Origin of the sequence: Klebsiella huaxiensis (assembly GCF_003261575.2) — a bacterium.
Classification (GTDB): domain Bacteria; phylum Pseudomonadota; class Gammaproteobacteria; order Enterobacterales; family Enterobacteriaceae; genus Klebsiella; species Klebsiella huaxiensis.
This window is the reverse complement of sequence record NZ_CP036175.1, coordinates 3,629,769-3,655,944: the sequence shown is the minus strand read 5'-3', so window position 1 is coordinate 3,655,944 and position 26,176 is coordinate 3,629,769. Positions and strand designations below refer to the sequence as shown.

Annotated in this window: 27 protein-coding genes; 11 read left to right on the top strand and 16 right to left on the bottom strand. The window is 56.1% G+C overall.

The annotated features are described in order from the left end of the window. Nucleotides 1-139: 139 nt before the first annotated feature. Together puuR and puuD are read right to left on the bottom strand one after the other, a co-directional pair. Complete coding sequence (gene puuR, locus DA718_RS17650; RefSeq protein ID WP_004849766.1) at nucleotides 140-697, bottom strand: HTH-type transcriptional regulator PuuR; 558 nt, start codon at nucleotides 695-697, stop codon at nucleotides 140-142. A gap of 25 nt (nucleotides 698-722) precedes the next feature. Next, nucleotides 723-1,475, bottom strand: a complete 753-nt coding sequence (gene puuD, locus DA718_RS17645) for a gamma-glutamyl-gamma-aminobutyrate hydrolase (protein ID WP_167492790.1) — start codon at nucleotides 1,473-1,475, stop codon at nucleotides 723-725. Between the two features lie 224 nt (nucleotides 1,476-1,699). Between puuD and puuA the strand changes: the two genes are divergently transcribed. The 3 genes from puuA (at nucleotide 1,700) to DA718_RS17630 (ending at nucleotide 4,864) form a co-directional block, all read left to right on the top strand. Continuing rightward, nucleotides 1,700-3,118, top strand: a complete 1,419-nt coding sequence (puuA, locus tag DA718_RS17640) for a glutamate-putrescine ligase (protein ID WP_112215201.1) — start codon at nucleotides 1,700-1,702, stop codon at nucleotides 3,116-3,118. A 173-nt stretch (nucleotides 3,119-3,291) separates the two neighbouring features. Further along, a complete protein-coding gene (locus DA718_RS31155; RefSeq protein ID WP_112215200.1) occupies nucleotides 3,292-3,483 on the top strand; it encodes a YmjE family protein in 192 nt (63 codons plus the stop codon). After that, a complete protein-coding gene (locus DA718_RS17630; RefSeq protein ID WP_112215199.1) occupies nucleotides 3,473-4,864 on the top strand; it encodes an APC family permease in 1,392 nt (463 codons plus the stop codon). The genes DA718_RS31155 and DA718_RS17630 overlap by 11 nt, the downstream gene beginning before the upstream one ends. A gap of 122 nt (nucleotides 4,865-4,986) precedes the next feature. Here DA718_RS17630 and DA718_RS17625 read toward each other — a convergent pair whose 3' ends face one another. Next, nucleotides 4,987-5,109 (bottom strand): small membrane protein, encoded by a 123-nt coding sequence (locus DA718_RS17625; RefSeq protein ID WP_110277171.1) that lies wholly within the window; start codon nucleotides 5,107-5,109, stop codon nucleotides 4,987-4,989. A gap of 273 nt (nucleotides 5,110-5,382) precedes the next feature. Between DA718_RS17625 and DA718_RS17620 the strand changes: the two genes are divergently transcribed. After that, the gene (locus DA718_RS17620; protein WP_110277170.1) at nucleotides 5,383-5,607 is read left to right on the top strand and encodes a hypothetical protein; all 225 of its coding nucleotides are present in this window, start codon (nucleotides 5,383-5,385) and stop codon (nucleotides 5,605-5,607) included. Nucleotides 5,608-5,622: 15 nt separating this feature from the next. On the opposite strand, the gene DA718_RS17615 is transcribed toward DA718_RS17620, so the two are convergent. Beyond that, nucleotides 5,623-6,372, bottom strand: coding sequence for an SDR family oxidoreductase (locus DA718_RS17615; RefSeq protein ID WP_112215198.1), 750 nt, complete (start codon nucleotides 6,370-6,372; stop codon nucleotides 5,623-5,625). Nucleotides 6,373-6,473: 101 nt separating this feature from the next. On the opposite strand from DA718_RS17615, the gene DA718_RS17610 reads away from it, so the two are divergent. Together DA718_RS17610 and agp are read left to right on the top strand one after the other, a co-directional pair. Then, a complete protein-coding gene (locus tag DA718_RS17610; protein WP_110277168.1) occupies nucleotides 6,474-6,833 on the top strand; it encodes a winged helix-turn-helix transcriptional regulator in 360 nt (119 codons plus the stop codon). Nucleotides 6,834-6,933: 100 nt separating this feature from the next. Beyond that, nucleotides 6,934-8,181, top strand: a complete 1,248-nt coding sequence (agp, locus tag DA718_RS17605) for a bifunctional glucose-1-phosphatase/inositol phosphatase (protein ID WP_112215197.1) — start codon at nucleotides 6,934-6,936, stop codon at nucleotides 8,179-8,181. A gap of 158 nt (nucleotides 8,182-8,339) precedes the next feature. Here agp and DA718_RS17600 read toward each other — a convergent pair whose 3' ends face one another. Continuing rightward, nucleotides 8,340-8,567: a YccJ family protein gene (locus DA718_RS17600; RefSeq protein WP_112215196.1), complete on the bottom strand. Its 228-nt coding sequence runs from the start codon at nucleotides 8,565-8,567 to the stop codon at nucleotides 8,340-8,342. Between the two features lie 20 nt (nucleotides 8,568-8,587). Further along, nucleotides 8,588-9,184 carry an NAD(P)H:quinone oxidoreductase gene (gene wrbA, locus DA718_RS17595; protein WP_112215195.1) on the bottom strand — a complete coding sequence of 199 codons (597 nt, stop codon included), beginning with the start codon at nucleotides 9,182-9,184 and terminating at the stop codon, nucleotides 8,588-8,590. Between the two features lie 361 nt (nucleotides 9,185-9,545). Here wrbA and DA718_RS17590 point away from each other — a divergent pair, with 361 nt between their 5' ends. Continuing rightward, nucleotides 9,546-9,719, top strand: coding sequence for a con-10 family general stress protein (locus tag DA718_RS17590; protein ID WP_112215194.1), 174 nt, complete (start codon nucleotides 9,546-9,548; stop codon nucleotides 9,717-9,719). Between the two features lie 385 nt (nucleotides 9,720-10,104). On the opposite strand, the gene rutG is transcribed toward DA718_RS17590, so the two are convergent. The 7 genes from rutG to rutA are packed head-to-tail and all read right to left on the bottom strand — an operon-like array spanning nucleotide 10,105 to nucleotide 15,526. Further along, a complete protein-coding gene (rutG, locus tag DA718_RS17585) occupies nucleotides 10,105-11,427 on the bottom strand; it encodes a pyrimidine utilization transport protein G (RefSeq protein WP_112215193.1) in 1,323 nt (440 codons plus the stop codon). A gap of 21 nt (nucleotides 11,428-11,448) precedes the next feature. Beyond that, a complete protein-coding gene (gene rutF, locus DA718_RS17580; protein WP_112215192.1) occupies nucleotides 11,449-11,943 on the bottom strand; it encodes an NADH-dependent FMN reductase RutF in 495 nt (164 codons plus the stop codon). A gap of 9 nt (nucleotides 11,944-11,952) precedes the next feature. Further along, entirely contained in the window at nucleotides 11,953-12,543 is a 591-nt protein-coding gene (locus DA718_RS17575; RefSeq protein WP_112215191.1) for a malonic semialdehyde reductase, read from the bottom strand. Continuing rightward, the gene (gene rutD, locus DA718_RS17570; RefSeq protein ID WP_112215190.1) at nucleotides 12,540-13,343 is read right to left on the bottom strand and encodes a pyrimidine utilization protein D; all 804 of its coding nucleotides are present in this window, start codon (nucleotides 13,341-13,343) and stop codon (nucleotides 12,540-12,542) included. The genes DA718_RS17575 and rutD overlap by 4 nt, the downstream gene beginning before the upstream one ends. Beyond that, entirely contained in the window at nucleotides 13,340-13,732 is a 393-nt protein-coding gene (gene rutC, locus DA718_RS17565; RefSeq protein WP_112215189.1) for a pyrimidine utilization protein C, read from the bottom strand. Before rutC ends, rutD begins: the two co-directional genes overlap by 4 nt. Further along, a complete protein-coding gene (rutB, locus tag DA718_RS17560; protein ID WP_112215188.1) occupies nucleotides 13,725-14,435 on the bottom strand; it encodes a pyrimidine utilization protein B in 711 nt (236 codons plus the stop codon). The genes rutC and rutB overlap by 8 nt, the downstream gene beginning before the upstream one ends. Next, entirely contained in the window at nucleotides 14,435-15,526 is a 1,092-nt protein-coding gene (rutA, locus tag DA718_RS17555; RefSeq protein ID WP_112215187.1) for a pyrimidine utilization protein A, read from the bottom strand. Before rutA ends, rutB begins: the two co-directional genes overlap by 1 nt. A 285-nt stretch (nucleotides 15,527-15,811) precedes the next feature. Between rutA and rutR the strand changes: the two genes are divergently transcribed. After that, on the top strand, nucleotides 15,812-16,450 hold the full coding sequence (gene rutR, locus DA718_RS17550; RefSeq protein WP_110277506.1) for an HTH-type transcriptional regulator RutR: 639 nt from the start codon (nucleotides 15,812-15,814) through the stop codon (nucleotides 16,448-16,450). On the opposite strand, the gene DA718_RS17545 is transcribed toward rutR, so the two are convergent. Next, the gene (locus DA718_RS17545; protein ID WP_112215186.1) at nucleotides 16,447-16,842 is read right to left on the bottom strand and encodes a lysozyme inhibitor LprI family protein; all 396 of its coding nucleotides are present in this window, start codon (nucleotides 16,840-16,842) and stop codon (nucleotides 16,447-16,449) included. The genes rutR and DA718_RS17545 overlap by 4 nt on opposite strands. Before the next feature lie 252 nt (nucleotides 16,843-17,094). Further along, the gene (gene putA / locus DA718_RS17540; protein ID WP_112215185.1) at nucleotides 17,095-21,057 is read right to left on the bottom strand and encodes a trifunctional transcriptional regulator/proline dehydrogenase/L-glutamate gamma-semialdehyde dehydrogenase; all 3,963 of its coding nucleotides are present in this window, start codon (nucleotides 21,055-21,057) and stop codon (nucleotides 17,095-17,097) included. Nucleotides 21,058-21,614: 557 nt separating this feature from the next. Here putA and putP point away from each other — a divergent pair. Together putP and DA718_RS17530 are read left to right on the top strand one after the other, a co-directional pair. After that, the gene (gene putP, locus DA718_RS17535) at nucleotides 21,615-23,123 is read left to right on the top strand and encodes a sodium/proline symporter PutP (RefSeq protein ID WP_112215182.1); all 1,509 of its coding nucleotides are present in this window, start codon (nucleotides 21,615-21,617) and stop codon (nucleotides 23,121-23,123) included. A gap of 112 nt (nucleotides 23,124-23,235) precedes the next feature. Further along, nucleotides 23,236-23,670, top strand: a complete 435-nt coding sequence (locus tag DA718_RS17530) for a DUF3574 domain-containing protein (RefSeq protein ID WP_112215181.1) — start codon at nucleotides 23,236-23,238, stop codon at nucleotides 23,668-23,670. A gap of 189 nt (nucleotides 23,671-23,859) precedes the next feature. Here DA718_RS17530 and DA718_RS17525 read toward each other — a convergent pair whose 3' ends face one another. Next, nucleotides 23,860-25,044 (bottom strand): NupC/NupG family nucleoside CNT transporter, encoded by a 1,185-nt coding sequence (locus tag DA718_RS17525; RefSeq protein WP_112215309.1) that lies wholly within the window; start codon nucleotides 25,042-25,044, stop codon nucleotides 23,860-23,862. 273 nt (nucleotides 25,045-25,317) lie between these two features. Here DA718_RS17525 and efeU point away from each other — a divergent pair, with 273 nt between their 5' ends. After that, nucleotides 25,318-26,148 (top strand): iron uptake transporter permease EfeU, encoded by an 831-nt coding sequence (gene efeU / locus DA718_RS17520; protein WP_112215180.1) that lies wholly within the window; start codon nucleotides 25,318-25,320, stop codon nucleotides 26,146-26,148. Nucleotides 26,149-26,176: the final 28 nt, after the last annotated feature.

Genomic DNA, 26,176 nt, shown 5'->3' with positions numbered 1-26,176 from the left:
AACAGGCATGAATTATCTGGGGCCAGCGGAATAAGTCTTTCCGCATTGCGCAAGGTGATCTGCGTTTTCTTCGCGCCGGCGGAATTAAGCTCCGACGGCGCAGGCCTGAAGAAAGCCTGAAAGAATCTCAGGCTAAAAATCAGAATGTGGTGGGGGTATGGGCACTGATAATTCGACAGATGCCTGCCGAGGTGTTGCTGAAGCTATGCGGTATGCCGGTGTTAATGGCATAGCTTTGCCCCGCCACCAGGTGATACGCCTGACCGTTAATGGTCAACACGACTTCACCCTCCAGTATGGTGCCTATCTCCTCGCCCTGATGCTTGATCCTCTCCCCGGTTGTGGTTCCAGGCTGGTACGTTTCAAAAATCATCGCCAGCGTGCGGTTCGGATTTCCATTATGAACCAGCTTCATCGACACCCCCTGACTGCCGATTTCAATCAGATCGTCCTGATTGATAACCACCTGCGGTTCAGCCGGTTTTTCTGGTTCAGAAAAGAATTCCGAGAGCGACAGCCCATAGACTTTCAGCAGCTTTTGCAGCGTGCTGATGGCAGGACTGACTTTGTCCTGTTCTATGGTGCTGATGGCACTATGTGTTAACCCAGACAGTTCGGCGGCACGACGCTGTGAGAGACCCAATTGCTGGCGGATCTCTGACAAACGTTTCCCTGGCGCCAGTCCGTCATCGCTCATATTTGCATTTCCTTAACGGTAGTGGTCAGAGTCGCTGTTTTTCAGCGATATGGTTCTGACAGGCGGTGATAAAACCTTCAAACAACATCCGCGACAGGGCGTATTCGCTACTGTTCCATTCAGGATGCCACTGCACGCCCAGAGCGAAAGGATGGTCATAAACGCTAACCGCTTCCGCCAGCCCGTCCGAAGAACGCGCCTCCACGCGCAGCCGTGGACCCAGTGTTTTTGCTCCCTGCCCGTGTAACGAGTTGACCCAAAACGTGTTGCAGCCCGGTATTAACTGAGAAAGTAATCCTCCTTCCTGAACCTGAACTTCATGTGAGGGTGCATATTGCTGCTCTACAGGAAGCTCAGGATCTTCGCGGTGCTCAAGCAGTTCAGGCTGCTCGAACAGACGACGATACAGAGTCCCGCCGGTGGCGACAACCAGTTCCTGTAACCCACGGCAGATGGCGAAAATGGGGATGCGCCTTTCGAGCGCGGCGTTGATCAGCGCCATGCTCAGAAGATCACGCCCGGGATCGGCGTCAGGCTCATCGCCGTTTTCACCATAAAGGTGCGGCTGCACGTTGCTTGGGCTGCCCGGCAGGTAAATGCCATCCAGTTTAGGCAGTAACGTAGAAAGCAGGTCCGGTTCCGCTAACGCGTGCGGCAGGGCAATCGGTAACCCTCCGGCGTGAACAATCGCATTCAGGTACTTCTCTTGCAGAGTTTGGGTCTGGTGACCCTTAAGCCTGTTCCGACACATCACCACGCCAATAACTGGCTTGTACATTATATTTTCCATGATCGCCCTCACAAAGTGGACTAAATTATGACCGGATTAGCGGGTAAAACGGCCATTTCGTTCAATATTTTCTCAATCTAGCAGTGGGAATAGCCCTTTGCAAACTTAATTTAACATTTGACAAACAATTTATTTGCATACACATTCGAAGAGTGGACATTATATTTAACAGTGCTAATCAGAGTCCAAAACTAAAACAACGGCGGTGAATCATGGAAACCAATATCGTAGAAGTTGAGAATTTTGTTCAGCAGTCGGAAGAGAGACGGGTCAGCGCGTTCACCTGGGAAGTGAAGCGCTACCTTGAGCGTTACCCCAATACGCAATATGTTGATGTTCTGCTGACCGACCTGAACGGCTGCTTCCGCGGTAAGCGGATCCCGGTATCCAGCCTGAGCAAGCTGGAGAAGGGCTGCTATTTCCCGGCGTCGGTGTTTGCGATGGATATTCTCGGTAATGTGGTCGAGGAAGCGGGGCTCGGTCAGGAGATGGGCGAACCGGATCGCACCTGCGTACCGGTGTTGGGTACCTTAACGCCGTCGGCGGCGGACCCGGAATATATTGGTCAGGTACTGCTGACCATGGTTGATGAAGATGGCGCTCCCTTTGACGTTGAGCCGCGGAACGTTCTGAACAGACTCTGGCAGCAGCTGCGCCAGCGCGGACTGTTCCCCGTGGTAGCGGTAGAGCTGGAGTTCTATTTACTGGACCGTAAGCGCGATGCTGAAGGCTACCTGCAGCCGCCGTGCGCTCCGGGGACCGGCGATCGCAATACCCAGAGCCAGGTTTACTCCGTTGATAACCTCAACCACTTTGCCGATGTCCTTAATGATATTGATGAAATCGCCCAGCTTCAGCTGATCCCGGCCGACGGCGCGGTGGCGGAAGCCTCTCCCGGTCAGTTTGAAATCAACCTGCATCATACCGATAACGTGCTCGACGCTTGTGATGATGCGCTGGCGCTAAAACGCCTCGTGCGTTTAATGGCGGAGAAGCATAAGATGCACGCCACTTTTATGGCGAAACCCTATGAAGAGCACGCCGGAAGCGGGATGCATATCCACATCAGCATGCAGAACAATAAAGGCGAGAACGTACTGGCGGATGCGGATGGTGAAGATTCCGCGATGTTAAAACGCGCGCTCGCCGGGATGATTGACCTGATGCCAGCTTCGATGGCTCTGCTGGCACCGAACGTCAACTCGTACCGTCGCTTCCAGCCGGGAATGTACGTGCCGACCCAGGCATCATGGGGGCATAACAACCGGACGGTAGCGCTGCGTATTCCGTGCGGCGATCGCCATAACCATCGCGTGGAGTATCGCGTGGCCGGAGCGGATGCCAACCCGTATCTGGTGATGGCGGCGATTTTTGCCGGAATTTTGCACGGTCTGGATAATACGCTGCCGCTACAGGAAGAGGTGGAAGGTAACGGTCTGGAGCAAGATGGCCTGCCTTTCCCGATTCGCCAGAGCGATGCGCTGTGGGAGTTTATGCAAAATGACCACTTGCGAGAGCGGCTTGGCGAGCGTTTCTGCCATGTTTATCACGCCTGTAAACATGACGAATTACTGCAGTTTGAGCGTCTGATCACCGAAACTGAAATTGAGTGGATGTTGAAAAACGCCTGACTGCCGCCCCGCGAGGGGCACCTTAGTTTTACCACAAGTAGCATCATACGGCCTGAGCGGAGCCTGGTCGGACGTTTGTGCTGGGAGCCCAGCCATTTCCCGGATGCCGCGTTAAGGAGCGCAGGCGGCAACGGGCTTCAGTTAACGACACAGTGTGTGACGAGGAAAGTGAGATGATGCAGATGTTCAAATATCCGCAGGGAGAAGGGGGCCGTCCTGGCCGCATGGAATGCGCAGCCACCGCCGCTCGTCGGTTCTTTTTACTTTTTGATTTACCATTAACCCCGTTGCGAAGTTGGTTTGTTTTCCGGTCATTACGACCGCAAACCCAGGTGTGCAGCGGGGGAAATGACAATGGCTATTAACACCTCTCTCGACAACGCCTCTGAAGCGGGCAAACCCGGGCTGCGCAAATCGCTCAAACTGTGGCAAGTAGTGATGATGGGGCTGGCCTACCTGACCCCGATGACGGTGTTTGATACCTTTGGCATCGTTTCCGGCATCAGCAACGGTCACGTACCGGCTTCCTATCTGCTGGCGCTGGCTGGGGTGTTGTTTACCGCCATTAGCTACGGCAAGTTGGTGCGCCAGTTTCCGCAGGCGGGTTCGGCCTATACCTACGCGCAGAAATCGATCAGCCCGCATGTTGGTTTTATGGTTGGCTGGTCTTCGCTGCTGGATTATCTGTTCCTGCCGATGATCAACGTTCTGCTGGCGAAGATTTATCTCTCCGCGCTGTTTCCGGAAGTGCCGCCCTGGGTGTGGGTGGTGACGTTTGTGGCGATCCTCACCGCGGCGAACCTGAAAAGCGTCAACCTGGTGGCGAACTTCAATACCCTCTTCGTGCTGGTGCAGATCTCGATTATGGTGGTCTTCATCGTGCTGGTGGTGCAGGGGCTGCATAAAGGGGAAGGGGTCGGTACCGTCTGGTCGCTCCAGCCGTTTATTAGCCAGAACGCGCATCTGATCCCGATTATTACCGGCGCGACGATAGTCTGTTTTTCGTTCCTCGGCTTCGATGCGGTGACCACGCTCTCTGAAGAGACGCCGGACGCCGCGCGGGTGATCCCGAAGGCGATTTTCCTCACCGCGGTCTACGGCGGGATAATTTTTATCGCTGCATCGTTCTTTATGCAGCTCTTTTTCCCCGATATTAGCCGCTTTAAAGATCCGGATGCGGCGCTGCCGGAAATTGCCCTGTACGTTGGCGGCAAGCTGTTCCAGTCGATTTTTCTGTGCACGACGTTTGTTAATACCCTTGCTTCAGGTCTGGCTTCGCACGCCAGCGTCTCACGACTGCTGTATGTGATGGGGCGCGATAACGTTTTCCCGGAGCGCGTTTTTGGCTACGTCCACCCGAAATGGCGCACTCCGGCGCTGAACGTCATTATGGTCGGAATTGTTGCCTTGTCTGCGCTGTTCTTCGACCTGGTCACCGCCACGGCGCTGATTAATTTCGGCGCGCTGGTAGCGTTTACCTTCGTCAATCTGTCGGTGTTTAACCACTTCTGGCGGCGTAAGGGTTACAACAAAACGTGGAAAGATCGTTTGCACTATCTGCTGCTGCCGATGGTCGGGGCGCTGACGGTCGGCGTATTGTGGGTGAATCTGGAGGCGACATCGCTAACGCTCGGTCTGGTGTGGGCGGGGCTGGGCTTACTCTATCTGACTTATCTCACCCGCCGTTTCCGCAAGCCGCCGCCGCAGTTTGATGGAGCCAAAGCGGAACAGGCCTGGGAATCGTAACGATTTTTTACGCCGACACAAAGGCAGGCGAGCAAGCCTGCCTTCTTTTTTGTCATTATCGTTTGAAATCAGGCGGTCCGGTAAAAATAGTAGGGGCAGAAGGTAAGAATAGTGAGGATGTATTATTTCTTTTTCTTATGAATTGGTAGTTGTCCAGCGCGTCGATCCTTGATATAGGACACCAGGCTGTAGAGGGCGACTCCCAGCAAAACTACCGCGACGATAAAGAGCAGGATACCTGACATAAATTAACCTAATGTTATGTTTAACATGAAGAAAAAATACCGTGATATCGAGATAATAGCATCGGGATATTTCTTAAAGATGACCCGGTGAGTCAGACAACAATGGACTGCCAGTGAAGCTATTAACTTATTATTTACATGAATAAATGTGAAGTGTAAAGCACCGAGGTGGTCAAAAAGTAAACTGAGTTACACACCTTTAAGCGAATTTACAGACGTGAGCCCGGCAGGCTGCTAACCTTGGCCCGCTTAAATATGGGTTGAGAGTAATAAATGGGTAATAAGCATATCGTCGGTCTCGTTGGGCTGGCGCTGGTAGTGACTTCCTTTAGTAGCCTGGCTGATTCCGATCGCCAGTCAATTCGTGAACGTATTGTCGATCAGGTTTTAAAACCCTGCGAAGGTAAAAAGGCGGGAGATAAAGTTCTGATAATCGACCATCGCGGTGGTGAGCATGAAGCCATCTGTACGCTGGCGGCGGTGCCGCTACCGGAGTAACCGCCGCTGCGAAAGTTATAGATTCCCCGTGCCGCCATCGACCAACAGTTCTGTCCCGACAACATAGCTGGATTCATCCGAGGCCAGGAACAACGCGGCTTTCGCCAGCTCCTGCGCTGTGCCCATACGGCCCAGAGGAACCAGATTCTCGATCTCCGTTTGTAGATTCTCCAGCGCCTCGGCGCTGAGCCCCAGTTTGTCCAGCGCCGGAGTGTGTACCGGGCCTGGACTCAAGCCGTTAACGCGAATACCGCGCGGCAGCAGTTCGCCGGACAGCGTACGCGCCAGCGATAGCAGCCCGGCTTTACTGGCGGCATAAGCGCTGCTGGTCGGCAGGCCGATATGGGCGCTTACCGAACCGCACAGAATGACCGACGCCGGGTTTGCCAACAGCGGCAGCAGCGCCTGTAGCAAGAAAAAGGGGCCTTTCAGATTGATGTTCATCAGCCGATCCCAGTCTTCTTCATGCCATTCGCCGAATTTACCGTGGGTGACGTCCCCGGCGTTGATAAACACTGCATCAAGCCGTGCCCATCGGCTGTTCAGCGTTTCCGCCAGCTGACGTTGCCCGCCGATATCCCCCGCATCGGCGGCAATAACCCACGCCTTCTCACCCAGTATCGTCCTCGCCTGTGCAAGTGCGACGGGGTTGCGCCCGGTGACCGCAACATGTGCCCCTTCAGAGAGAAATTCCTGTGCGGTGGCAAGACCTATGCCGCTGGTACCGCCGGTAATCAAGGTAAATTTTCCTGCTAAACGTCCCATCTCTTCACACCTCTTGCATGACTGGAAAAGTTACTATAAGTACATTAGTATCCAAAGGGTACCAGGTACCAATTGGGTACTAATGAACAAAAAGGTGTGCTATGGCGGAAATCGCGGCGCGGGCAACGCAAAAAAATTTGCCGCAAGAATCTTGTCCCATGACCGACTTCGTCAATCTGATTGCCGGGAAATGGGCGATTCCGATCCTCTATCGGTTGATTGTGCTTAACGTACCGGTGCGCTTCAGCGAACTGCTGCGCGCGGTATCGCCGATTACGCAAAAAGAACTCACCCGCCAACTGCGCCTGTTTGAGCAGCGCGGACTGGTGTCGCGCCACGTCTATGCGGAGATTCCACCACGGGTTGAATATCAGATAACCGACCTGGGGCTGTCGATGCGCAGCGCGCTGCAACCGCTGGCGGAGTGGATGCGGCAGAACGGGCATCAGTTAAAACGCTAGAAAAATCGTCTCGTTAGCGAGTTTGCGAGCCATTGCCCGGAAAAATGTCATAAATTTGTCACAATTAAGGCGATGATAATCACTGACTGAGGGTTAAGGGATGAGAAAAAGTCTACTCGCCGCCGCCGTGGCAGGCGTTGTACTACTGTCCGCAGGCGTCCAGGCGCAGGAACAGACCGCACCGGAAGGGTACCAGCTGCAACAGGTGCTGATCATGAGTCGTCATAACCTGCGTGCGCCGTTGGCGAACAACGGCAGCGTACTGGAGCAGTCAACGCCGAAGTCCTGGCCGGAGTGGGATGTGCCCGGCGGCCAGTTGACCACCAAGGGCGGGGTGCTGGAAGTTTATATGGGGCACTATATGCGCGAATGGCTGGCGCAGCAGGGGCTGGTAACCAGCGGCGAGTGCCCGCCTGAGAACGCGGTTTATGCGTATGCAAATAGTCTGCAACGCACCGTCGCTACGGCGCAGTTCTTTATTACCGGCGCGTTTCCCGGCTGCGGCGTAACGGTGCATCATCAGGAAAAAATGGGCACGATGGACCCAACCTTCAACCCGGTGATCACCGATGATTCCGCCGCCTTCAGTGAAAAAGCGGTGCAGGCGATGGAGAAAGAGCGCCAGGGAATGCAGTTGAGCGAGAGCTATAAGCTGCTGGAGGAGATGACGGATTATCGCAATTCGCCTTCCTGCAAAGAGAAACAGCAGTGCTCGCTGAGCGAGGGTAAAGATACCTTTAGCGCTAAATATCAGCAGGAGCCGGGCGTATCCGGGCCGTTGAAGGTGGGCAACTCGCTGGTCGACGCCTTTACGCTGCAATACTACGAAGGTTTCCCGAAAGATCAGGTGGCATGGGGGGAAATCAAAAGCGATAAGCAGTGGCAGGTGCTGTCGAAGCTGAAAAATGGTTATCAGGATAGCCTGTTTACTTCCCCAGAAGTGGCGCGCAACGTGGCTAAACCGCTGGTGAAATATATTGACAACGCGCTGGTGGGCGATGCAACAAAGGCAGCGAAAGTGACGCTGCTGGTAGGGCATGATTCCAATATCGCCTCGCTGCTGACGGCGCTGGATTTTAAACCTTATCAGCTGCATAACCAGTACGAGCGCACGCCGATCGGCGGCAAGCTGGTGTTCCAGCGCTGGCACGATAACAGCGGCAACCGCGATTTGATGAAAATTGAGTATGTCTATCAAAGTACCGAGCAGTTGCGCAATGCCGACGCGCTGACCCTGCAATCACCGCCGCAGCGGGTGACGATGGCGCTGAACGGGTGTCCGGTTGATGATAACGGCTTCTGTCCGATGGATACCTTCAAAAAGGCGATGGCCGAGGCGACGAAGTAACGAAGGTAATAAAAAACCCGGAGCAATCCGGGTTTTGCAGCTGACGGTTGAGCAAGACTTTGTAGCCCGGACAGGCGCAACGCGCCGCCTCCGGGAAGCTCATGCAATAACTCCCGGAGGCGGTACTGCGTACCTGTCCGGGCTACAACGACAGATAGTCAGACGTTTTTACGCTCAATGGTTTGCTCGCCCCAGAACAGGGAATCTTTATCCGTTTTGGCGAAAGCGAGAGGCAGCACTTCATCGTTGCCTTCTTCCCAGATTTTCTCCGCAAGCTTCTCATCGTAATTGGCTAATTCAAAAATTACCTCGGCAATTTCGGGAGAGGTATTGCGTAAACTTGCCCATTCACCCACGCGGTGGGCTTTTGCTTCTTGATTCGGCATGCTTTTCCTCCTGCTGAAGATTAACCGTGTAGCTTAACGGCCAGGCCCGCGACATGCTCACCCTGATAGCGGGCAATCGCCAGCTCTTCCTCGCTTGGCTGACGTGAGCCGTCGCCCCCGGCAATCGTGGTGGCACCGTATGGCGTACCGCCGCGAACCTGCGAGACATCAAACAGCTCCTGAGCACCGTAGCCAATCGGCACAATAATCATCCCGTGATGGGCAAGGGTGGTCCAGGTGGAGGTAATGGTTTGCTCCTGGCCGCCGCCGGTACCGGTTGAGCTAAATACGCTGGCCAGCTTGCCGTACAGCGCGCCGGATGCCCACAGGCCGCCGGTCTGATCAAGGAAGGTGCGCATCTGTCCGGACATATTGCCGAAACGGGTTGGGGTACCAAAGATGATGGCGTCATACTCAGCCAGCTCCTGCGGCGTGGCAACGGGGGCGTTTTGTGTTTTCCCGCCTGCTTTGGCAAAAATCTCTGCCTGCATGGTTTCCGGCACGCGCTTCACGACCACCTCAACGCCATCAACCTTGTTTGCTCCTTCGGCGACGGCATGCGCCATGGTCTCGATGTGTCCGTACATTGAATAATAAAGCACCAGAATCTTAGCCATTTGCATCACTCCTCGGTTGCGTTATAGACCAGTTACTTGACTGGCTACCTTTAAAGATAAGACCTCTGGCGAAGAGTGCAAATGCAACAATCATTTGTTTGATTTATAACAAAATTGCAAAGATTAAAGGTTGTTGCAAAAAGATACATATTTAACCCGACGTTTTTCGGCAATCATAAGAGGCGCTTAGCGAACGCCCGGCATGGCAATGGTCGTTCTTATGGAAAATCTATTTCAGGATGTGACTATATCCATTGAGCGTGGTTTTCATTCGCTAACCTTAAAGGCACGCGATACGGCACCTGTATCGTGGAGGCTACGGTCTTGTGATTCACTAATGCAGCATGTATGGAGGTCCATAATGGCAAACCATCGTGGCGGTGCCGGCAACTTTGCCGAAGACCGTGAAAGAGCATCAGAAGCCGGTCGTAAAGGTGGCCAGCATAGCGGGGGGAACTTTAAAAACGATCCCCAGCGCGCTTCCGAAGCGGGCAAAAAAGGGGGAAAAAACAGTCACGGCAATCGCGACAGCTAGCGGGCCCGACTGATTCAGAACTGATTGGGGTTAATCTCCAGGGCTCGACCCCATCGCCCTCGCCGCCGACGTGTTGTCGGCGGTTTTTTATTTGCTCCTGCATGGAACGATCCCGGAGGCGGTGCTGCGCACCTGTCCGGGCTACCAGATCGCAGACGGCGGCGGACCTGTAGCCCGGGCAAGGCGCCCTGCGCCGCCCCCGGGAGCACAGCGCAGGATGGCATAATTTCCCGGAGGCGGTGCTGTGCACCTGTCCGGGCTACCAGATCGCAGACGGCGGGGGACCTGTAGCCCTGCGCCGCCCCCAGGAGCACAGCGCAGGATGGCATAATTTCCCGGAGGCGATGCTGCGCATCTGTCCAGGTTACAGGTACGTACCAGCGGGTTAAACAGGGGTGACGTCAGGTTGTTTGACTTCATGCTGACGGCGGTTAAGCAGCGCGTGGAGCAGAATCGCGCCGAATGTCGCCGTACCGATCCCGCCGAGGGTAAAGCCGCCCAGCGATAGCGCAAAATCACCCGCGCCCAGCACCAGCGTTACCGCGACCATAATCAGATTGCCGTTCTGGCTCAAATCAACCCGGTTTTGTACCCAAATCCGCGCACCCGCGACGGCAATCAAACCAAACACCACGATGGATGCGCCGCCGATAACCGGCCCGGGAATAGTGTGGATTAGCGCACCGAATTTCGGCGAAAATCCGAGCAGCATCGCAATTACTGCCGCCGCGACGAACACCAGCGTGGAGTACACTTTGGTTACCGCCATCACGCCGATATTCTCGGCATAAGTGGTCACGCCGCTGCCGCCAACCGAACCTGAAAGCATGGTTGCCAGTCCATCGCCGACAAACGCACGTCCCATATACGGATCCATATTGCGCCCGGTCATCCCGGCAACCGCCTTCAGGTGGCCGAGGTTTTCCGCAACCAGAATCACTGCGACCGGTGCGATCAGCATCATCGCCTGGCTGTTAAACGTTGGCGTTGTCACCAGCGGCATACCAAACCACGCCGCCTGTTCAAGCAGGCTAAAATCGAGCGGCTTGCCGAGCCCAAACACGTTCGCCAGCAGCGCGTAGAGCGCGCAGGCGACTATCAGCCCAACGAGGATCAGCAGCCGCTGCAGCATCCCGCGGGTAAACACCGCCACCAGGCCGATGCACAGAACGGTCAGCACCGCCATCCAGCCGTCGAAGGGCGTTGCCGACACGCTGCGCACCGCGATTGGCGCGAGATTCAGGCCGATCGCCATGACTACCGCACCGGTCACCACCGGCGGCATCATCCGCTCAATCCAGCGGGTGCCGATTTTCATCACCACCAGGCCAATCAGGGTATAAACCAGCCCGCAGATAATAATACCGCCCAGCGCGACGCTCAGGTGCGGGTTTAGCCCCTGGCCGTTAAAACCGGTGACGGCGATGACCACGCCGACGAAGGCGGCGCTGGAACCAAGATAGCTCGGCACACGCCCGCCGGTGACCAAAAAGAACAGCAGGGTGCCGATGCCGGACATCAGGATCGACAGATTGGGATCCAGCCCCATCAGGATTGGCATCAGCACGGTTGCGCCAAACATCGCCACCGCGTGCTGAACGCCCATCACCACGGTTTGCCCGGCAGACAGCCGTTCATCGGGAGCGACGACGCCGGACTCGGCGGAGGGGGAGGTTAACTGCCAGCGAGGAAAATCGAAGAGAGCCATGATGAGATCCTGGGTTTTAGGTTAACAGGCTGGGCGCATCAGCGTGTGGTAGCCGCGGTCGAACCACATCAGTCCACGCGGGTCCGGATGGCGAACAATTGCCGCCACTTCACAAAACAGAATGTCGTGAGTCCCGACGCTAACAATCTGGCTGATGCGGCAGTCAAAGCTCACTAGCGCCTGTTCCAGACGCGGACAGCCGGTTGCGCCGGTTTGCCAGTCAGCGGCGGCGAAGCGTTCCGCCATCGGCGTTTTACCGCCAAACATGTTCGATAATCCCTCCTGACCGGCAGCCAGCGTGTTGACGCACAGCGCCTGGTGCTGGCTGAATATTGGCCAGACTGAGGCCGATCGATTCAGACACACCAACAGCGTGGGCGGCGCGTCGGTCACGCTGCAGACAGCGCTGGCGGTAAACCCCGCGCGGCCTGCCGGGCCATCGGTGGTAATAATGTTAACCGCCGCCCCAACGTGGGCCATGGCGTCGCGAAAGCTTTGTTTATCGGTAATAGACATGCGGGCTCCTTATGCCAGCTGGCAGGCATCATCGAAGGTAAGACGCGGCAGGCGGTCGTACAGTTTGCTGGTATCGCCGTAGCCAATGTTAATCAGCAGGTTGCTTTTCCAGCCGCCGTCGGCAAAAAATGCCGCATCGACCTTTTCGCGATCAAAACCCGACATTGGACCGGTATCCAGGCCCAGCGCCCGACAGGCGAAAATCAGATATGCCGCCTGTAATGAGCTGTTGCGAAAGGCCGTCTCTTCCGCCAGCTGTGGGCTGGAGGTGAACCAGCTACGGGCGTCACCGTGTGGAAACAGCTCCGGCAGGCGGTCATAGAATGCGCTGTCCCAGGCCACAATCGCGGTGACCGGGGCCTGCATGGTCTTCTCCAGATTGCCGCTGGACAGAGCCGGGCGCAGCTTCTCTTTACCCTCTGGCGTGCGGATAAAAACGATGCGTGCCGGGGAGCAGTTGGCGGAGGTGGGCCCCATTTTCATCAAGGCGTAGATTTCACGCAGCTGGTCGTCGGTGACCGGTTTGTCCAGCCAGCCGTTGTGGGTTCTGGCTTCGGTAAACAACGTGGTGCAGGCGGCCGGGCTAATGGCTTCGCTCATAGATCCTCCTGAACTGCGGGCAGCATGGTGGCCAGCCCGTCGCATAAAATAGGGTTGAAGGTGGCGGTGTCAGTGACGTTGCAAGCGTGGCCGCCCCAGGCCATTTCCACCAGTTGGCTGCCGGGGATTGCCGCTTGCAGCACGCGGGAGCAGGAGGCCGGAACCAGCAGATCGTCGGCCGCGCTGATGATGAGCGTCGGGCAGGTTATTGCCGCTGCCCGCCGTGAAAAGTCGGCTTGCTTAAGGGCATTAAGCCTTTTGAGCAGATTATCTTTGCCCTGAAAATGGCTGATGGCGAGCGCGTCTTCGGCCTCGAGGCGCGGCAGGCGCGCGGCCATCCACTCCGCCGGATAGAGAAACAGCGGCTGCGCTTCAACCCATGCCTGAGCGCCGCCCGCGTGCAGCAGGCGCTCGCGCACCAGAAAGCAGCGACGGGTATGCGGGGAGAGCGTCAGCCAGCCGTTAATCAGCACCAGGGCGCTGACCGCCTCGGGAAAATCCAGCGCCAACTGCAGGCCAATCAGTGCGCCGAGCGCGTGACCGACCAGGGCAAAACGCGAAACTCCCGCCTCTTGCAGCGCCGCGTACAGCTCCTGCGACATGGTTGCCATGCTGTAGCCTGCGGGCAGCGTGCCGCCGTTTTCGCCGGTGCCGTTATGGTCATAGCTCACCAGTTGATACTGCGTTTCCAGCGCCGCGCGCTGCGCCAGCCAGTAGCCGCCCGCGCCGCCGAGCCCGGCGCTCAGCACCACCACCGGCGCGCCCGGATAAGGCGCCGGGGAGATATTGAGCTTAATCATGCTGGTTTCCCGATATGCGCGACGGTCGCTATCTCTACCAGCGCATCAGGCTTCACCAGCCCGCACTGAATGCAGAAACGCGCCGGTTTGTCGCCGGGGAAGAATTCAGCGTAGACCTCGTTAATCGCGGCGTAGTTTTTCCAGTCGGTGATAAAGATGCTGTTGAAGGTCACATCCTCCATACTTCCCCCCGCCGTCTCGATAACGCTCTTGATGGTGTCGAGCACGTGACGGGTTTGCGCCTTTGGGTCGCCGATGTAAACCACGTTGTTTTGCTTATCAAACGGCAGCGTGCCGGAGACGTAAACCACGCCGTCGGCCAGCGTACCGGGGACAAACGGCGCGATTGGCGTGGTGGTGCCTGGCGGAATAATTACCTGTTTAGGCATAACGTTTCTCCTCCGGGAATGAGATCGATGCTGCGGGCTCAAGAGCCGTGCAGAAGCTGGTGACGTCGCTGACCCAGCCAAAGAAGGTTTCAATATTGAACAGCGCCGCCTGCTGGGCGAACGACGGCCCGGCCTGGTGGGTGGCATCCTCAAGCACGATGCCGAAATATTCGAGGAAGAAGCCATCGCGCAGGGTAGACTCTACGCAGACGTTGGTGGCGATGCCGGTAAAGACCAGGTGGCGAATGCCGCGACTGCGCAGAATGCTGTCGAGCGCGGTGTTGAAGAAGCCGCTGTAGCGTGGTTTGGGCAGCACAATATCGCCCGGCAGCGGTTTGAGCTGATCGACCAGTTGATAGTCCCAGCCGCCCTTAGCCAACAGCTTGCCCTGCAGCTCAGGGTTTTTACGCATGGTTTTCAGCGCGTTGGATTTATGAAAATTCGGTGAGCCGGGGCCACCGGCTTCCACATACTGGTCGTCCCAGCCGTTCTGGAACCAGATAATCAGCATTCCGGCGGCGCGCGCGGCGGCAACGGCGGTGTTGATATTGTCGATTACCGGTCGGGTGGCGGAAACGTCAAATCCGGCGAGGTCAAGATAACCCCCAAGGCTGGCGTAGGCGTTCTGCATATCCACCACGATCAGCGCGCTCTGCTGCGGCGCGAAGGTCAGGGATTCCGGGCGAGCGGGAAGGGTAATCATCAGGCAACCTCTTGAGTGAGTGTGGCGATATGGTCGCGGCAGCGCATCAGCGGCTGAATGCGCTGACCAAAGGCTTCGATGCCGATAAGGAAATCATCAAACGTTAGCAGCACGCCGTCGGTGCCGGGGACTGCCGCCACTTCGTCGAGCATGCGGGCGACGTTGGCGTAAGAGCCGACGAGAGTGCCCATATTGATGTTGACCGCTGAGGTGGGGTCGGCCATCTGGCGGACGTTAGTGTCGCTGCCGGAGCGGGTATCTTTCTGGCTCTGTTCGGTCAGCCATGCCAGCGCTTCTTCATCTGCGCCAGCTTTGTAGTGCTCCCATTTGGCGCGGGCTGCCTCATCGGTCTCGTCGGCAATCACCATAAACAGCACGTAGGAGCCGACGTCACGGCCGGTTTTTTCCGCCGCCTGCATCATCCGTGCTGCGGTTGGAGCGAAGGCGGCGGGGGTGTTAACCCCTTTACCGAAGCAGAAGTTGTAGTCAGCGTGCTGGGCGGAGAACGCCATTCCGGCATCACTCTGCCCGGCGCAGATCACCTTCATCGGCTGCGACGGTTGCGGGCTAACGCGGCAATCGTTCATGGTGAAATAGTCGCCTTTAAAGTCGCTGCGTCCGGTGCCCCACAGGTCGCGCAGAACCTGAACATATTCGGTGAGATAGTCATAGCGACTGGCGAAGTAATCATCCCCCGGCCACATGCCCATCTGCTCATATTCCGGTTTTTGCCAACCGGTCACCAGATTGACGCCGAAGCGACCACCGGAGATGGAATCGATAGTCGAGGCCATGCGGGCGACGATTGCCGGGGGCAGCGTCAGCGTGGCGGCGGTGGCGTATATCTGAATGCGCGAGGTGACTGCCGCCAGCCCGGCCATCAGGGTGAAGGATTCAAGGTTGTGATCCCAAAATTCGGTTTTGCCGCCGAAGCCGCGCAGTTTGATCATCGAAAGGGCAAAATCAAAGTTGTAGTGCTCGGCTTTCTGCACGATGGCCTTATTCAGCTCGAACGTCGGCATGTACTGGGGAGCATGGGTGGAAATCAGCCAGCCGTTATTACCAATTGGAACGAAGACACCAATTTTCATACCTACCTCTCTGCATGTCGTTGAACAAGAAGTCGCGCGGCGCTGCATCCTGCATCTCCTTTGGTCGCCCCGTGTCAAAGGTAAAGCAAAGGCGATGCCAGTTTTGCAAAGGCTAATGTTATTAATGTGTTGCTGGGTGGTTGCTGAAAATAACAGCGAAAAAGTAGACTAAATGGTCAAAATCAGTGCACGAAAAAACCGCAGTCATGCGCAATCAAGGTGCAGAGAGTCGTGTCGGCGTTGGGCTTTTGCTATGCTGATGGCGTAAAAAGAAGGAGATGACCAATGGCACAGGGCGCCGTGAAAAAAACCGGAAAACGTTCACAGGCGGTGAGCGCAAAAAAAGAGGCTATTCTGGCCGCTGCGCTGGACGCATTCTCGCAGTTTGGTATCCACGGGACGCGCCTTGAACAGGTCGCCGAGCTGGCCGGGGTGTCAAAAACCAATTTGCTCTATTACTACCCATCGAAAGAGGCGCTGTATATTGCCGTGCTGCAGCAGATTCTGGCTATCTGGCTGGCGCCGCTGAAGGCCTTTCGTGAAGATATCAGCCCGCTGGTGGCGATTGGCGAATATATCCGCCTCAAGCTGGAGGTGTCGCGCGATCACCCGCAGGCGTCGAAGCTGTTTTGTCTGGAGATGCTTCAGGGCGCGCCGTTGCTGATGGGGGAGCTGACCGGCGATTTAAAAGCGCTGGTGGATGAGAAGTCGGCGATTGTTTCCGGCTGGGTCGAGAGCGGCAAGCTGGCGCCGGTCGACCCGCAGCATCTGATTTTTATGATTTGGGCGACCACCCAGCATTACGCCGATTTCGCTACTCAGGTTGAGGCGGTGACCGGCGCAACGCTGCGCGATGAGGCATTCTTTCAGCAAACCGTCGATAACGTGCAGCGGATGATTATCGAAGGTATTCGCCTGCGTTAATCAGCGGGCGGGAGAGGGCAGCTTTGATCGCCATCTTCGCACTGTAGTAGCGAAGCAAGGAACGACTCGCGCTCAACGGTTTTATCGGACATGCACTGGTTGATAAGCATCGGCTGTACGCTGCCGCCGTCTGCGCCGGAGGCGAGGAATTTGCAATCGTCATCGCGCAGGGTAATCCACGCCAGCTGTGCTTTTTTGAGTAATTCCTGCTGTTTGCCGGAGGCGCGCTTCAGTGCTTCCTGATAGGTTTCATTCAGTTTTTTATCCGCCGCCTGGTATTGGGCGGCGGTGCACTGATTCATCTCCGTTTGATTGCTGGCGTTGTTGCATTCGTCCGCCAGCGCATGAGTGCTTGCCAGCAGCGCGGTAAGCGCGAGTAAAGTGCGTTTCATTGGTCAACTCCCATAAAAAAAGCTCCCGTCCGGGAGCCTTAATTAACCACAGCCTGCGCCTGGTGTCATTAGCTGACGTTGATGCCGGTCTGTTTTCCCGGGGGCGGCGCAGAGCGCCTTGCCCGGGCTACAAGTGCGTACGGCCTGAAAGTTGGGTCGCCCGGGTAAGGCGTCAGCCGCGACCCGGGATTTATCAGGTTTGCGGGTTTTGTAGCCCGGACAGGTGCGCAGCACCGCCTCCGGGACATTACCTTAACCAATCGTCATCAGGCTGGCGTTACCGCCGGCCGCGGCGGTATTAACGCTGAGCGAACGTTCAATATAGAGCCGTTCCAGCAACAGATTGCTTTCGCCGCGGGCGAAGCCCTGCACCGAAACAATCGCGCCATCGCGTGCCGCTACCTGCTCGCACAGTTCCCGCAGCTGATCGGAGTCGCCGTGATAGATAACCGCATCGAACGGTTCGGTCATCAGGGTTTCCGTTTTGGCAAAGTGGAGGCGTTCGCTGACTTCGCGCGGCAGCTTTTTCGCCAGCTCGCGCTGGAGAGGCGCATCTGGCCACAGCACTTCACAACCGACGGCGGTAACGCCCGCCAGCTGGGTCAGCGCATCCTGCTCGTTATCGGCCACGCACAGCACCCGGTCGCGTGGCATAAAGGTCAGAGTGTTGCGCTCCCCGGTTGGTCCTGGCAGCAGACGCTGGGTTCCGGCCTGCGCCTGTTCACTGAACGCCTGGCACAGGGCCTGTAATTCCGGACGGTCCGCTGCCCACTGCTGTAGTGCAAGCAGCGGTTTCTCCAGCAGCGTTTTCAACTGCGCATCCAGCGGGCGCTCGGCGTCCTGACGGGCGAGGGTGATCCCGACGGCGTTTTGTGGACGGCTGGAGAGCAGGCGGTACAGGTACAGCGGGCCGCCTGCTTTCGGACCGGTACCCGACAGCCCTTCGCCGCCGAACGGCTGCACGCCGACTACCGCGCCGACCATATTGCGGTTGACGTACAGGTTGCCGACGTTAGCGCTGCCGGTCACCTGAGCGATCGTCTCGTCGATACGGGTATGCACGCCGAGGGTCAGGCCGTAGCCGGAAGCGTTAATCTGCTCAACCAGTTGAGCCAGTTCATTGCGGTTATAGCGCACCACATGCAGCACCGGGCCGAAGACCTCTTTTTTCAGCTCGTCAAAACTATCGAGTTCAATAAGCGTTGGCGGAACAAAGGTACCACTGGTCCACTCGCGGGAATCTTCGCCGTTTTCGCGCACCGCCTGGAAGACTTTGCGCCCTTTGGTCCGCAGCGTCTGGATATGGCGCTCAATGTTCTCTTTGGCTTCGGCATCGATCACCGGCCCGATATCGGTAGTCAGACGGCCCGGATTGCCCATCCGGCATTCGGCCATCGCGCCGCGCAGCATGGTCAGCGTATGCTCGGCGATGTCGTCCTGCAGGCAAAGCACGCGCAGGGCGGAGCAGCGTTGACCTGCGCTGTCGAACGCCGAGGCAAGTACGTCGACAACTACCTGCTCAGTCAGGGCAGAGGAGTCGACGATCATCGCGTTCATGCCGCCGGTTTCGGCGATAAGCGGCGTCGGGCGACCCTGCGCGTCAAGACGGCTGGCGATATTGCGTTGTAATAAGGTGGCGACTTCGGTCGAGCCGGTAAACATCACGCCGCGCACGCGATCGTCTGACGTGAGCGCAGCACCAACGGTTTCCCCACGCCCTGGCAGCAGTTGAATCACCCCCGGCGGCACGCCAGCTTCCAGCAGGATTGCCACGCCCTGAGCGGCGATAAGCGGCGTCTGCTCGGCGGGTTTCGCCAGCACGGTATTGCCCGCCGCCAGCGCGGCGGCAATCTGGCCGGTAAAGATCGCCAGCGGGAAGTTCCACGGGCTGATACACACCACCGGGCCCAACGGGCGATGGGTTTCGTTATCAAAATCATCGCGGACCTGGCCGGCATAGTAGTGGAGGAAATCCACCGCTTCGCGCACTTCGGCGATGGCGTTACTGAAGGTTTTACCCGCTTCGCGCACCAGGATGCCCATCAGAGTCGGCATCTGGCTTTCCATCAGTATGGCGGCGCGTTCAAGGATTGCCGCGCGCTCCTGCGGCGGGGTGGCGAACCAGATTGGCGCATTGTTGACCGCGTTGCTCAGCGCCTGCTGAACTTCAGCCTCGCTGGCTTCACGCACCTGACCGACAATATCTTTTGGCTCCGCCGGGTTAATCACCGCCTGCGTTTCGCCTTCGGCAACCGGTTGTTCCAGCATCGGCAGCGCCTGCCATTTATGCAGGGCGCTATTTAATAAAGAAGAGGAGAGGGAGGCCAGGCGATGTTCGTTGGCCAGATCCAGACCGGCAGAGTTGCTGCGGCCTTTACCGTACAGATCGCGCGGTAGCGGAATTTTCGGATGCGGCAGGCCGGTCTGACCTTCCTGCTGGGCCAGTTTTTCCACGGCGGTTACCGGGTCGGCAACCAGTTCATCCAGCGGCAGGGTATTATCGGCAATACGGTTAACGAATGAGGTGTTAGCGCCGTTTTCCAGCAGACGACGCACCAGATACGCCAGCAGCGTTTCGTGGGTGCCGACCGGGGCATAAATACGGCACGGACGGTTGAGCTTGCCGTCGGCAACGGGGCCTGTTACCTGCTCATACAGCGGCTCACCCATGCCGTGCAGGCACTGGAATTCGTACTGTCCCGGATAGTAGTTCTGCCCGGCGAGCTGATAAATCGCCGCCAGGGTATGGGCGTTGTGGGTTGCGAACTGCGGATAAATCAGGTTCGGTACTGCCAGCAGTTTCTTCGCGCAGGCCAGATAAGACACGTCGGTGTAGACCTTGCGGGTATAGACCGGATAGCCTTCGAGGCCGTCCATCTGCGCACGTTTGATCTCGCTGTCCCAGTAGGCACCTTTCACCAGGCGGATCATCAGACGACGGCGGCTTCGGGTGGCGAGGTCAATCAGGTAGTCAATGACAAATGGGCAGCGTTTCTGGTAGGCCTGGATAACAAAACCAATGCCGTTCCAGCCCGCCAGTTCTGGCTCAAAACAGAGTTTTTCCAGCAGATCGAGAGAGATCTCCAGGCGGTCGGCCTCTTCAGCATCGATGTTGATGCCAATATCGTACTGGCGTGCCAGCAGGGTCAGGGACTTCAGGCGCGGGTAAAGCTCTTCCATCGCGCGATCGTACTGAGCGCGGCTGTAGCGCGGGTGCAGCGCGGAGAGCTTAATTGAGATCCCCGGACCTTCATAAATACCGCGTCCGTTTGAGGCTTTGCCGATGGCGTGAATCGCCTGCTGATAGGAGACCATATAGGCCTGAGCATCGTCGGCGGTTAGCGCCGCTTCGCCGAGCATATCGTAGGAGTAGCGGAATCCTTTATCTTCCAGCTTGCGGGCGTTGGCCAGCGCTTCAGCAATGGTTTCGCCGGTAACAAATTGTTCGCCCATCAGGCGCATCGCCATATCGACGCCTTTGCGGATCAGCGGCTCGCCGCTCTTGCCGATAATACGGTTCAGTGAGCGCGACAGGCTGGTTTCGTTATGGGTTGAAACTAGCTTGCCGGTAAACAGCAGCCCCCAGGTGGCGGCGTTGACGAACAGCGATGGGCTACGGCCGATATGTGACTGCCAGTTGCCGTTGCTGATTTTGTCGCGAATTAGCGCATCGCGGGTGGCTTTGTCGGGGATGCGCAGCAGTGCTTCCGCCAGGCACATCAGAGCCACGCCTTCCTGTGAGGAGAGCGAGAATTCCTGCAACAGGCTTTGCACCATCCCGGCGCGACCGCTGGCGGTTTTCTGATTACGCAGCTTTTCTGCCAACTGATACGCGAGCTTGTGGGCCTGCTCGCCGAGATTTTGCGGCAGGCGAGCTTGCTCCAGCAGCATCGGCACGGCATCAGTTTCGGCCCAGCGCCAGGCGGCGGTAATGGAGGCGCGGGAGACGGACTGCGGCAGGATCTGCTCGGCGAATTCAAGGAACGGCTGATAAGGCTCGTCGCCCGGATTGCCTGCCTCATCGCTTTCGTTAGCCGCGCCAGAGAGGAGCACAGGTAGCTCCGGCAGCGTCTCGTCGTTTTCCAGCTTTTCAAGATAGTTGAAGATGGCCTGTTTAATCAGCCAGTGCGGCGTGCGGTCAATACGGCTCGCCGCGGATTTAATGCGTTCGCGCGTCGCGTCGTCAAGTTTTACACCCATGGTGGTGGTGCCCATGTCAGGAACTCCTGTTATTGGTCATTCGCTTCATCCTTCAGCCTGCCTCTTTGTTGGCTGCATTTGCGCGCCCTGGTCACATAGTTATCTATGCTCCCAGGGTCTTACAAATTTGCACGCCTCGACGCAGATTGAATGATTTTGCGAACTTCGCTTCTGTGCAGTTATGCGGTTGCGTAGAAATATCTATCATGTTGCAACTTTGTGCAACCTTGTTAATTGAGAATTGTGTGGCAGGCTGAAAATTGCTTTGATTGTTAAAAATCATGATGAAAATAGCAGGGATTTATCCCCGGTCTAATAGGGTTTTTCTATGCGTCACTTAACACTTTTGCGTGGTGCAACCGGTAAAAACGTGAGAGAGTGCAACCTATAACAAAATGAAGTTTGGTCCCCGAAGCATTTCGTGTAAATGCTGTGTTAAATCGTTTGTGAAAAAACAAAGCTTCCGTCAGGATACGGTCGCCCAATACAACCAATATGCCATTATCCCGTTCCGGTAGTGGAAAAAACGACAAAGTTGGACGCTGTCGACAAAAAATTCTGGAGATTTTTGCATGGCTATTAGCACACCCATGTTGGTGACTTTTATTATTTACATTTTTGGCATGGTACTTATCGGTTTTATTGCCTGGCGATCGACCAGGAACTTCGATGACTATATTCTCGGCGGTCGTAGCCTCGGTCCATTCGTCACGGCGCTGTCTGCCGGGGCTTCGGATATGAGCGGCTGGTTGTTAATGGGATTGCCGGGGGCGATATTTATTTCCGGTATCTCTGAAAGCTGGATTGCCATTGGCCTGACGTTAGGCGCATGGATTAACTGGAAACTGGTGGCCGGGCGTTTACGCGTACATACCGAGGTCAATAATAACGCCCTGACGCTGCCGGATTATTTCACCGGGCGTTTTGAAGATAAAAGCCGCGTACTGCGAATCATCTCAGCGCTGGTGATTTTGTTATTTTTCACCATCTATTGTGCGTCCGGAATTGTGGCGGGCGCCCGTCTGTTTGAAAGCACATTTGGCATGAGCTACGAAACCGCGCTGTGGGCCGGCGCGGCGGCAACCATTATTTATACCTTTGTCGGCGGTTTCCTCGCGGTGAGCTGGACCGATACCGTTCAGGCCAGCCTGATGATATTCGCCCTTATTCTGACGCCGGTTATGGTGATTATTTCCGTCGGCGGATTTGGCGATTCACTGGAAGTGATCAAGCAAAAGAGTATTGAGAACGTTGATATGCTCAAAGGGCTGAACTTCGTGGCGATTATTTCGCTAATGGGCTGGGGTCTTGGCTATTTCGGTCAGCCGCACATCCTGGCGCGCTTTATGGCGGCGGATTCGCACCACAGCATCGTTCATGCCCGTCGCATCAGCATGACCTGGATGATCCTCTGCCTGGCGGGTGCGGTTGCCGTTGGTTTCTTCGGTATCGCTTACTTTAATAACAACCCGGGCGTGGCGGGCGCGGTGAACCAGAATGCCGAACGCGTCTTTATCGAACTGGCGCAAATTCTGTTTAACCCGTGGATTGCCGGGATCCTGCTGTCGGCGATTCTGGCGGCGGTGATGTCGACTCTGAGCTGCCAGCTGTTGGTGTGCTCTAGCGCAATTACCGAAGACCTGTATAAAGCGTTTCTGCGTAAACATGCAAGTCAGAAAGAGCTGGTGTGGGTAGGGCGCTTTATGGTGCTGGTGGTGGCGCTGGTATCCATCGCGCTGGCGGCAAACCCGGATAACCGCGTACTGGGTCTGGTGAGCTACGCATGGGCGGGCTTTGGCGCGGCGTTTGGCCCGGTGGTGCTGTTCTCGGTGATGTGGTCACGAATGACGCGTAACGGCGCGCTGGCCGGGATGATTATCGGTGCAGTGACGGTAATTGTGTGGAAACAGTTCGCCTGGCTGGGCCTGTATGAAATTATTCCGGGCTTTATCTTTGGCAGCCTCGGAATTGTGGTCTTCAGCCTGCTGGGTAAAGCACCGTCGGCAGAAATGCAAAGACGCTTTGCCGACGCGGACGCGCATTATCATACTGCGCCGCCGGTACGCGCTACTGCGGAGTAATCCTCTGAATTGACCTCAAGCCCGCGTTCTGCGGGCTTTGCTATCTGTGCCTCTTGCTAATTGCTTGAAAATACGCTGATATCTCAGCACAAATAACAATGAGGGTAGCAAAATGAATTTCAGACAGGGTGCGATGGCGCTGGTACTGGCAGGGATATTAAGCGGCTGCGTGGCGCCTGCCGCGAAGACGGCCCCGGCGGCAGATGCTAACGCTTGCCCGACGGATAACGCCATGGTGCAGACGACGCTTTATTTCGGCTTAAGCCGTCCTGCGGGGAAAGATATTACCGCTCAGGAGTGGCAGCAGTTTGTTGACCGCGACGTGACGCCGCGCTTTCGTGATGGCCTGACGGTATTTGATGCGCGCGGTCAGTGGTTGGGTAACGACGGTACCGTCGCGCGCGAGCAGAGCAAGGCGCTGATGCTGATCCATGATAAAGAGGCTAAGAGCGAAGAGGGAATTGAAGCGCTGCGCAATACTTACAAATCACGTTTTGCGCAGGAGTCGGTGATGCGCGTTGACCAGCCAGTCTGCGTTCACTTTTAAATTGTGCCCTGATGGAATTGCCCGGTAGCGGCTAAAGCCTTACCCGGGCTTACGAGATCTACGTTGCGCGCGGTTTCCCGGAGGCGATGCTGCGCATCTGTCCGGGCTACCAAATCTTAGATTGCATGAACCTGTAGCCCGGGCAAGGCGCGTTGCGCCGTCCCCGGGAACACAGGCCAGCATTCCTGATTACAGTACCAGCCCCGCGAAGCTTGCCGAGAGCAAACTCACCAGCGTTGCGCCATACACCAGGCGCAGGCCGAAGCGGGAAACAATATTTCCCTGCTGTTCGTTCAGTCCTTTAATCGCCCCGGCAATAATGCCGATGGAAGCAAAGTTGGCGAAGGAAACCAGGAAGACCGACAAAATACCCAGCCCGCGCGGCGTCATGCTGACGGCAATTTTTTGCAGCTCAATCATAGCGACGAATTCATTCGCCACCAGCTTGGTCGCCATAATACTGCCCGCGTTCAGCGCATCGCTTAGCGGAATACCAATCAGCCACGCCAGGGGATAAAAAACGTAGCCAAGGATCTGCTGGAAGCTCAGGCCAAACAGAGTGGCGAACAGGGCATTAATAGCGCTAATCAGGGCAATAAAACCAATTAACATCGCCAGAATGATCATTGCGACCTTAAAACCGGCCAGAATATATTCACCGAGCATTTCAAAGAAGCTTTGGGATTCATGCAGCTTCTCAAGCTTAATTTCTTCTTCGCTGCCAGGGCGCGTCGGGTTAATTATCGACAGCACAATAAAGGTGCTGAACATATTCAGAATCAGCGCCGCGACGACATATTTCGCGTCAAGCATACTCATATAAGCGCCGACAATGGACAGCGAAACCGTTGACATAGCGGTAGCCGACATGGTGAACAGGCGGCGTGATGAGAGATCGCCAAGGACGCCCTTATAGGCAATAAAGTTCTCTGATTGTCCAAGGATCAGCGAGCTGACCGCGTTAAACGATTCCAGCTTGCCCATGCCGTTAACCTTCGACAGCAGGGTACCAATCAAGCGAATGAAAATGGGGAGAATACGCCAGTGCTGAAGAATACCGATCAGCGCTGAGATAAAGATAATGGGACAAAGTACGCCGAGGAAAATAAACGCCAGCCCTTTTTCACTCATGCCGCCAAATACAAAATTGGTTCCTTCGGCGGCAAAACCGAGGAGCGACTCAAAGAATGAAGCGATATTTTTCACTAGCCACAGGCCGCTTTCGGCGTGGAGAAAAAAGAAAGCCAGCGCAATTTCGATAACAATTAACTGGATAATATAGCGAATGCGGATTTTCTTACGGTCGTAGCTGACAAGCCAGGCGAGGGCGAGGATAACCACCAGCGCCAGCAGGAAGTGCAAATATTGAGTCATGTTGTTCATTTCATAGGTAAATAAGGCCGCCATTTAGCCACAGCCGTGAAGCCGGGTAAATATCTGGCGCAAAAAATCCCATCATCCTGCCGTTCTTTGTTGCGGTAGAGAGATAATCCCGCAAGTCATTATTTGTTAGCGATTAATTTACAAATCGTCATCATTATCTACACATTTCACTTGTGTTTCTGATTATTGTAATGATAATCACTATCAGAAATATTTACCTATCTTTGCATCAATTGACTGCGATTCACATTTAAGGGTATCGGCATGTTTGTCCCATTTCTCATCATGTTACGTGAAGGCCTGGAAGCAGCGCTGATTGTCAGCCTGATCGCCAGCTATCTGAAACGCACCCAGCGCGGCAACTGGATTGGCGTAATGTGGATTGGGGTATTTCTGGCTGCGGCACTGTGCCTGGGGCTGGGGATCTTTATCAACGAAACAACCGGCGAATTTCCGCAGCGTGAGCAGGAATTGTTCGAAGGCATCGTGGCGGTAGTGGCGGTGTGCATTCTGACCTGGATGGTGTTCTGGATGCGTAAAGTCTCACGCAACGTAAAGCAGCAGCTTGAGCAAGCAGTCGACAATGCCCTTCAGCGCGGGAACAACCACGGCTGGGCGCTGGTGATGATGGTCTTTTTCGCCGTAGCTCGTGAAGGTCTGGAATCGGTGTTTTTCCTGCTGGCCGCTTTCCAGCAGGATGTGGGAATCTGGCCGCCCATCGGGGCCATGTTGGGTCTGGCAACAGCAATTGTTTTAGGGTTCCTGATCTACTGGGGCGGCATCCGTATGAATCTCGGCGTGTTTTTCAAATGGACCAGCCTGTTTATTTTGCTGGTGGCCGCAGGCCTGGCGGCGGGGGCTATCCGCGCCTTCCATGAAGCTGGACTGTGGAATCATTTCCAGGATGTTGCTTTCGACCTGAGCAACATTCTTTCTACGCATACGCTATTTGGCACGCTGCTGGAGGGGATTTTTGGCTATCAGGAAACGCCGACCATCAGTGAAGTTGCAGTCTACTTTATTTATTTGATTCCGGCGCTAGTGCTGTTTGTCCTGCCGCCGAGCAATAAAACCACCGCATCCCGAACCGCTTAGTCGGCATTGCGGATTGAAATAGTTACAA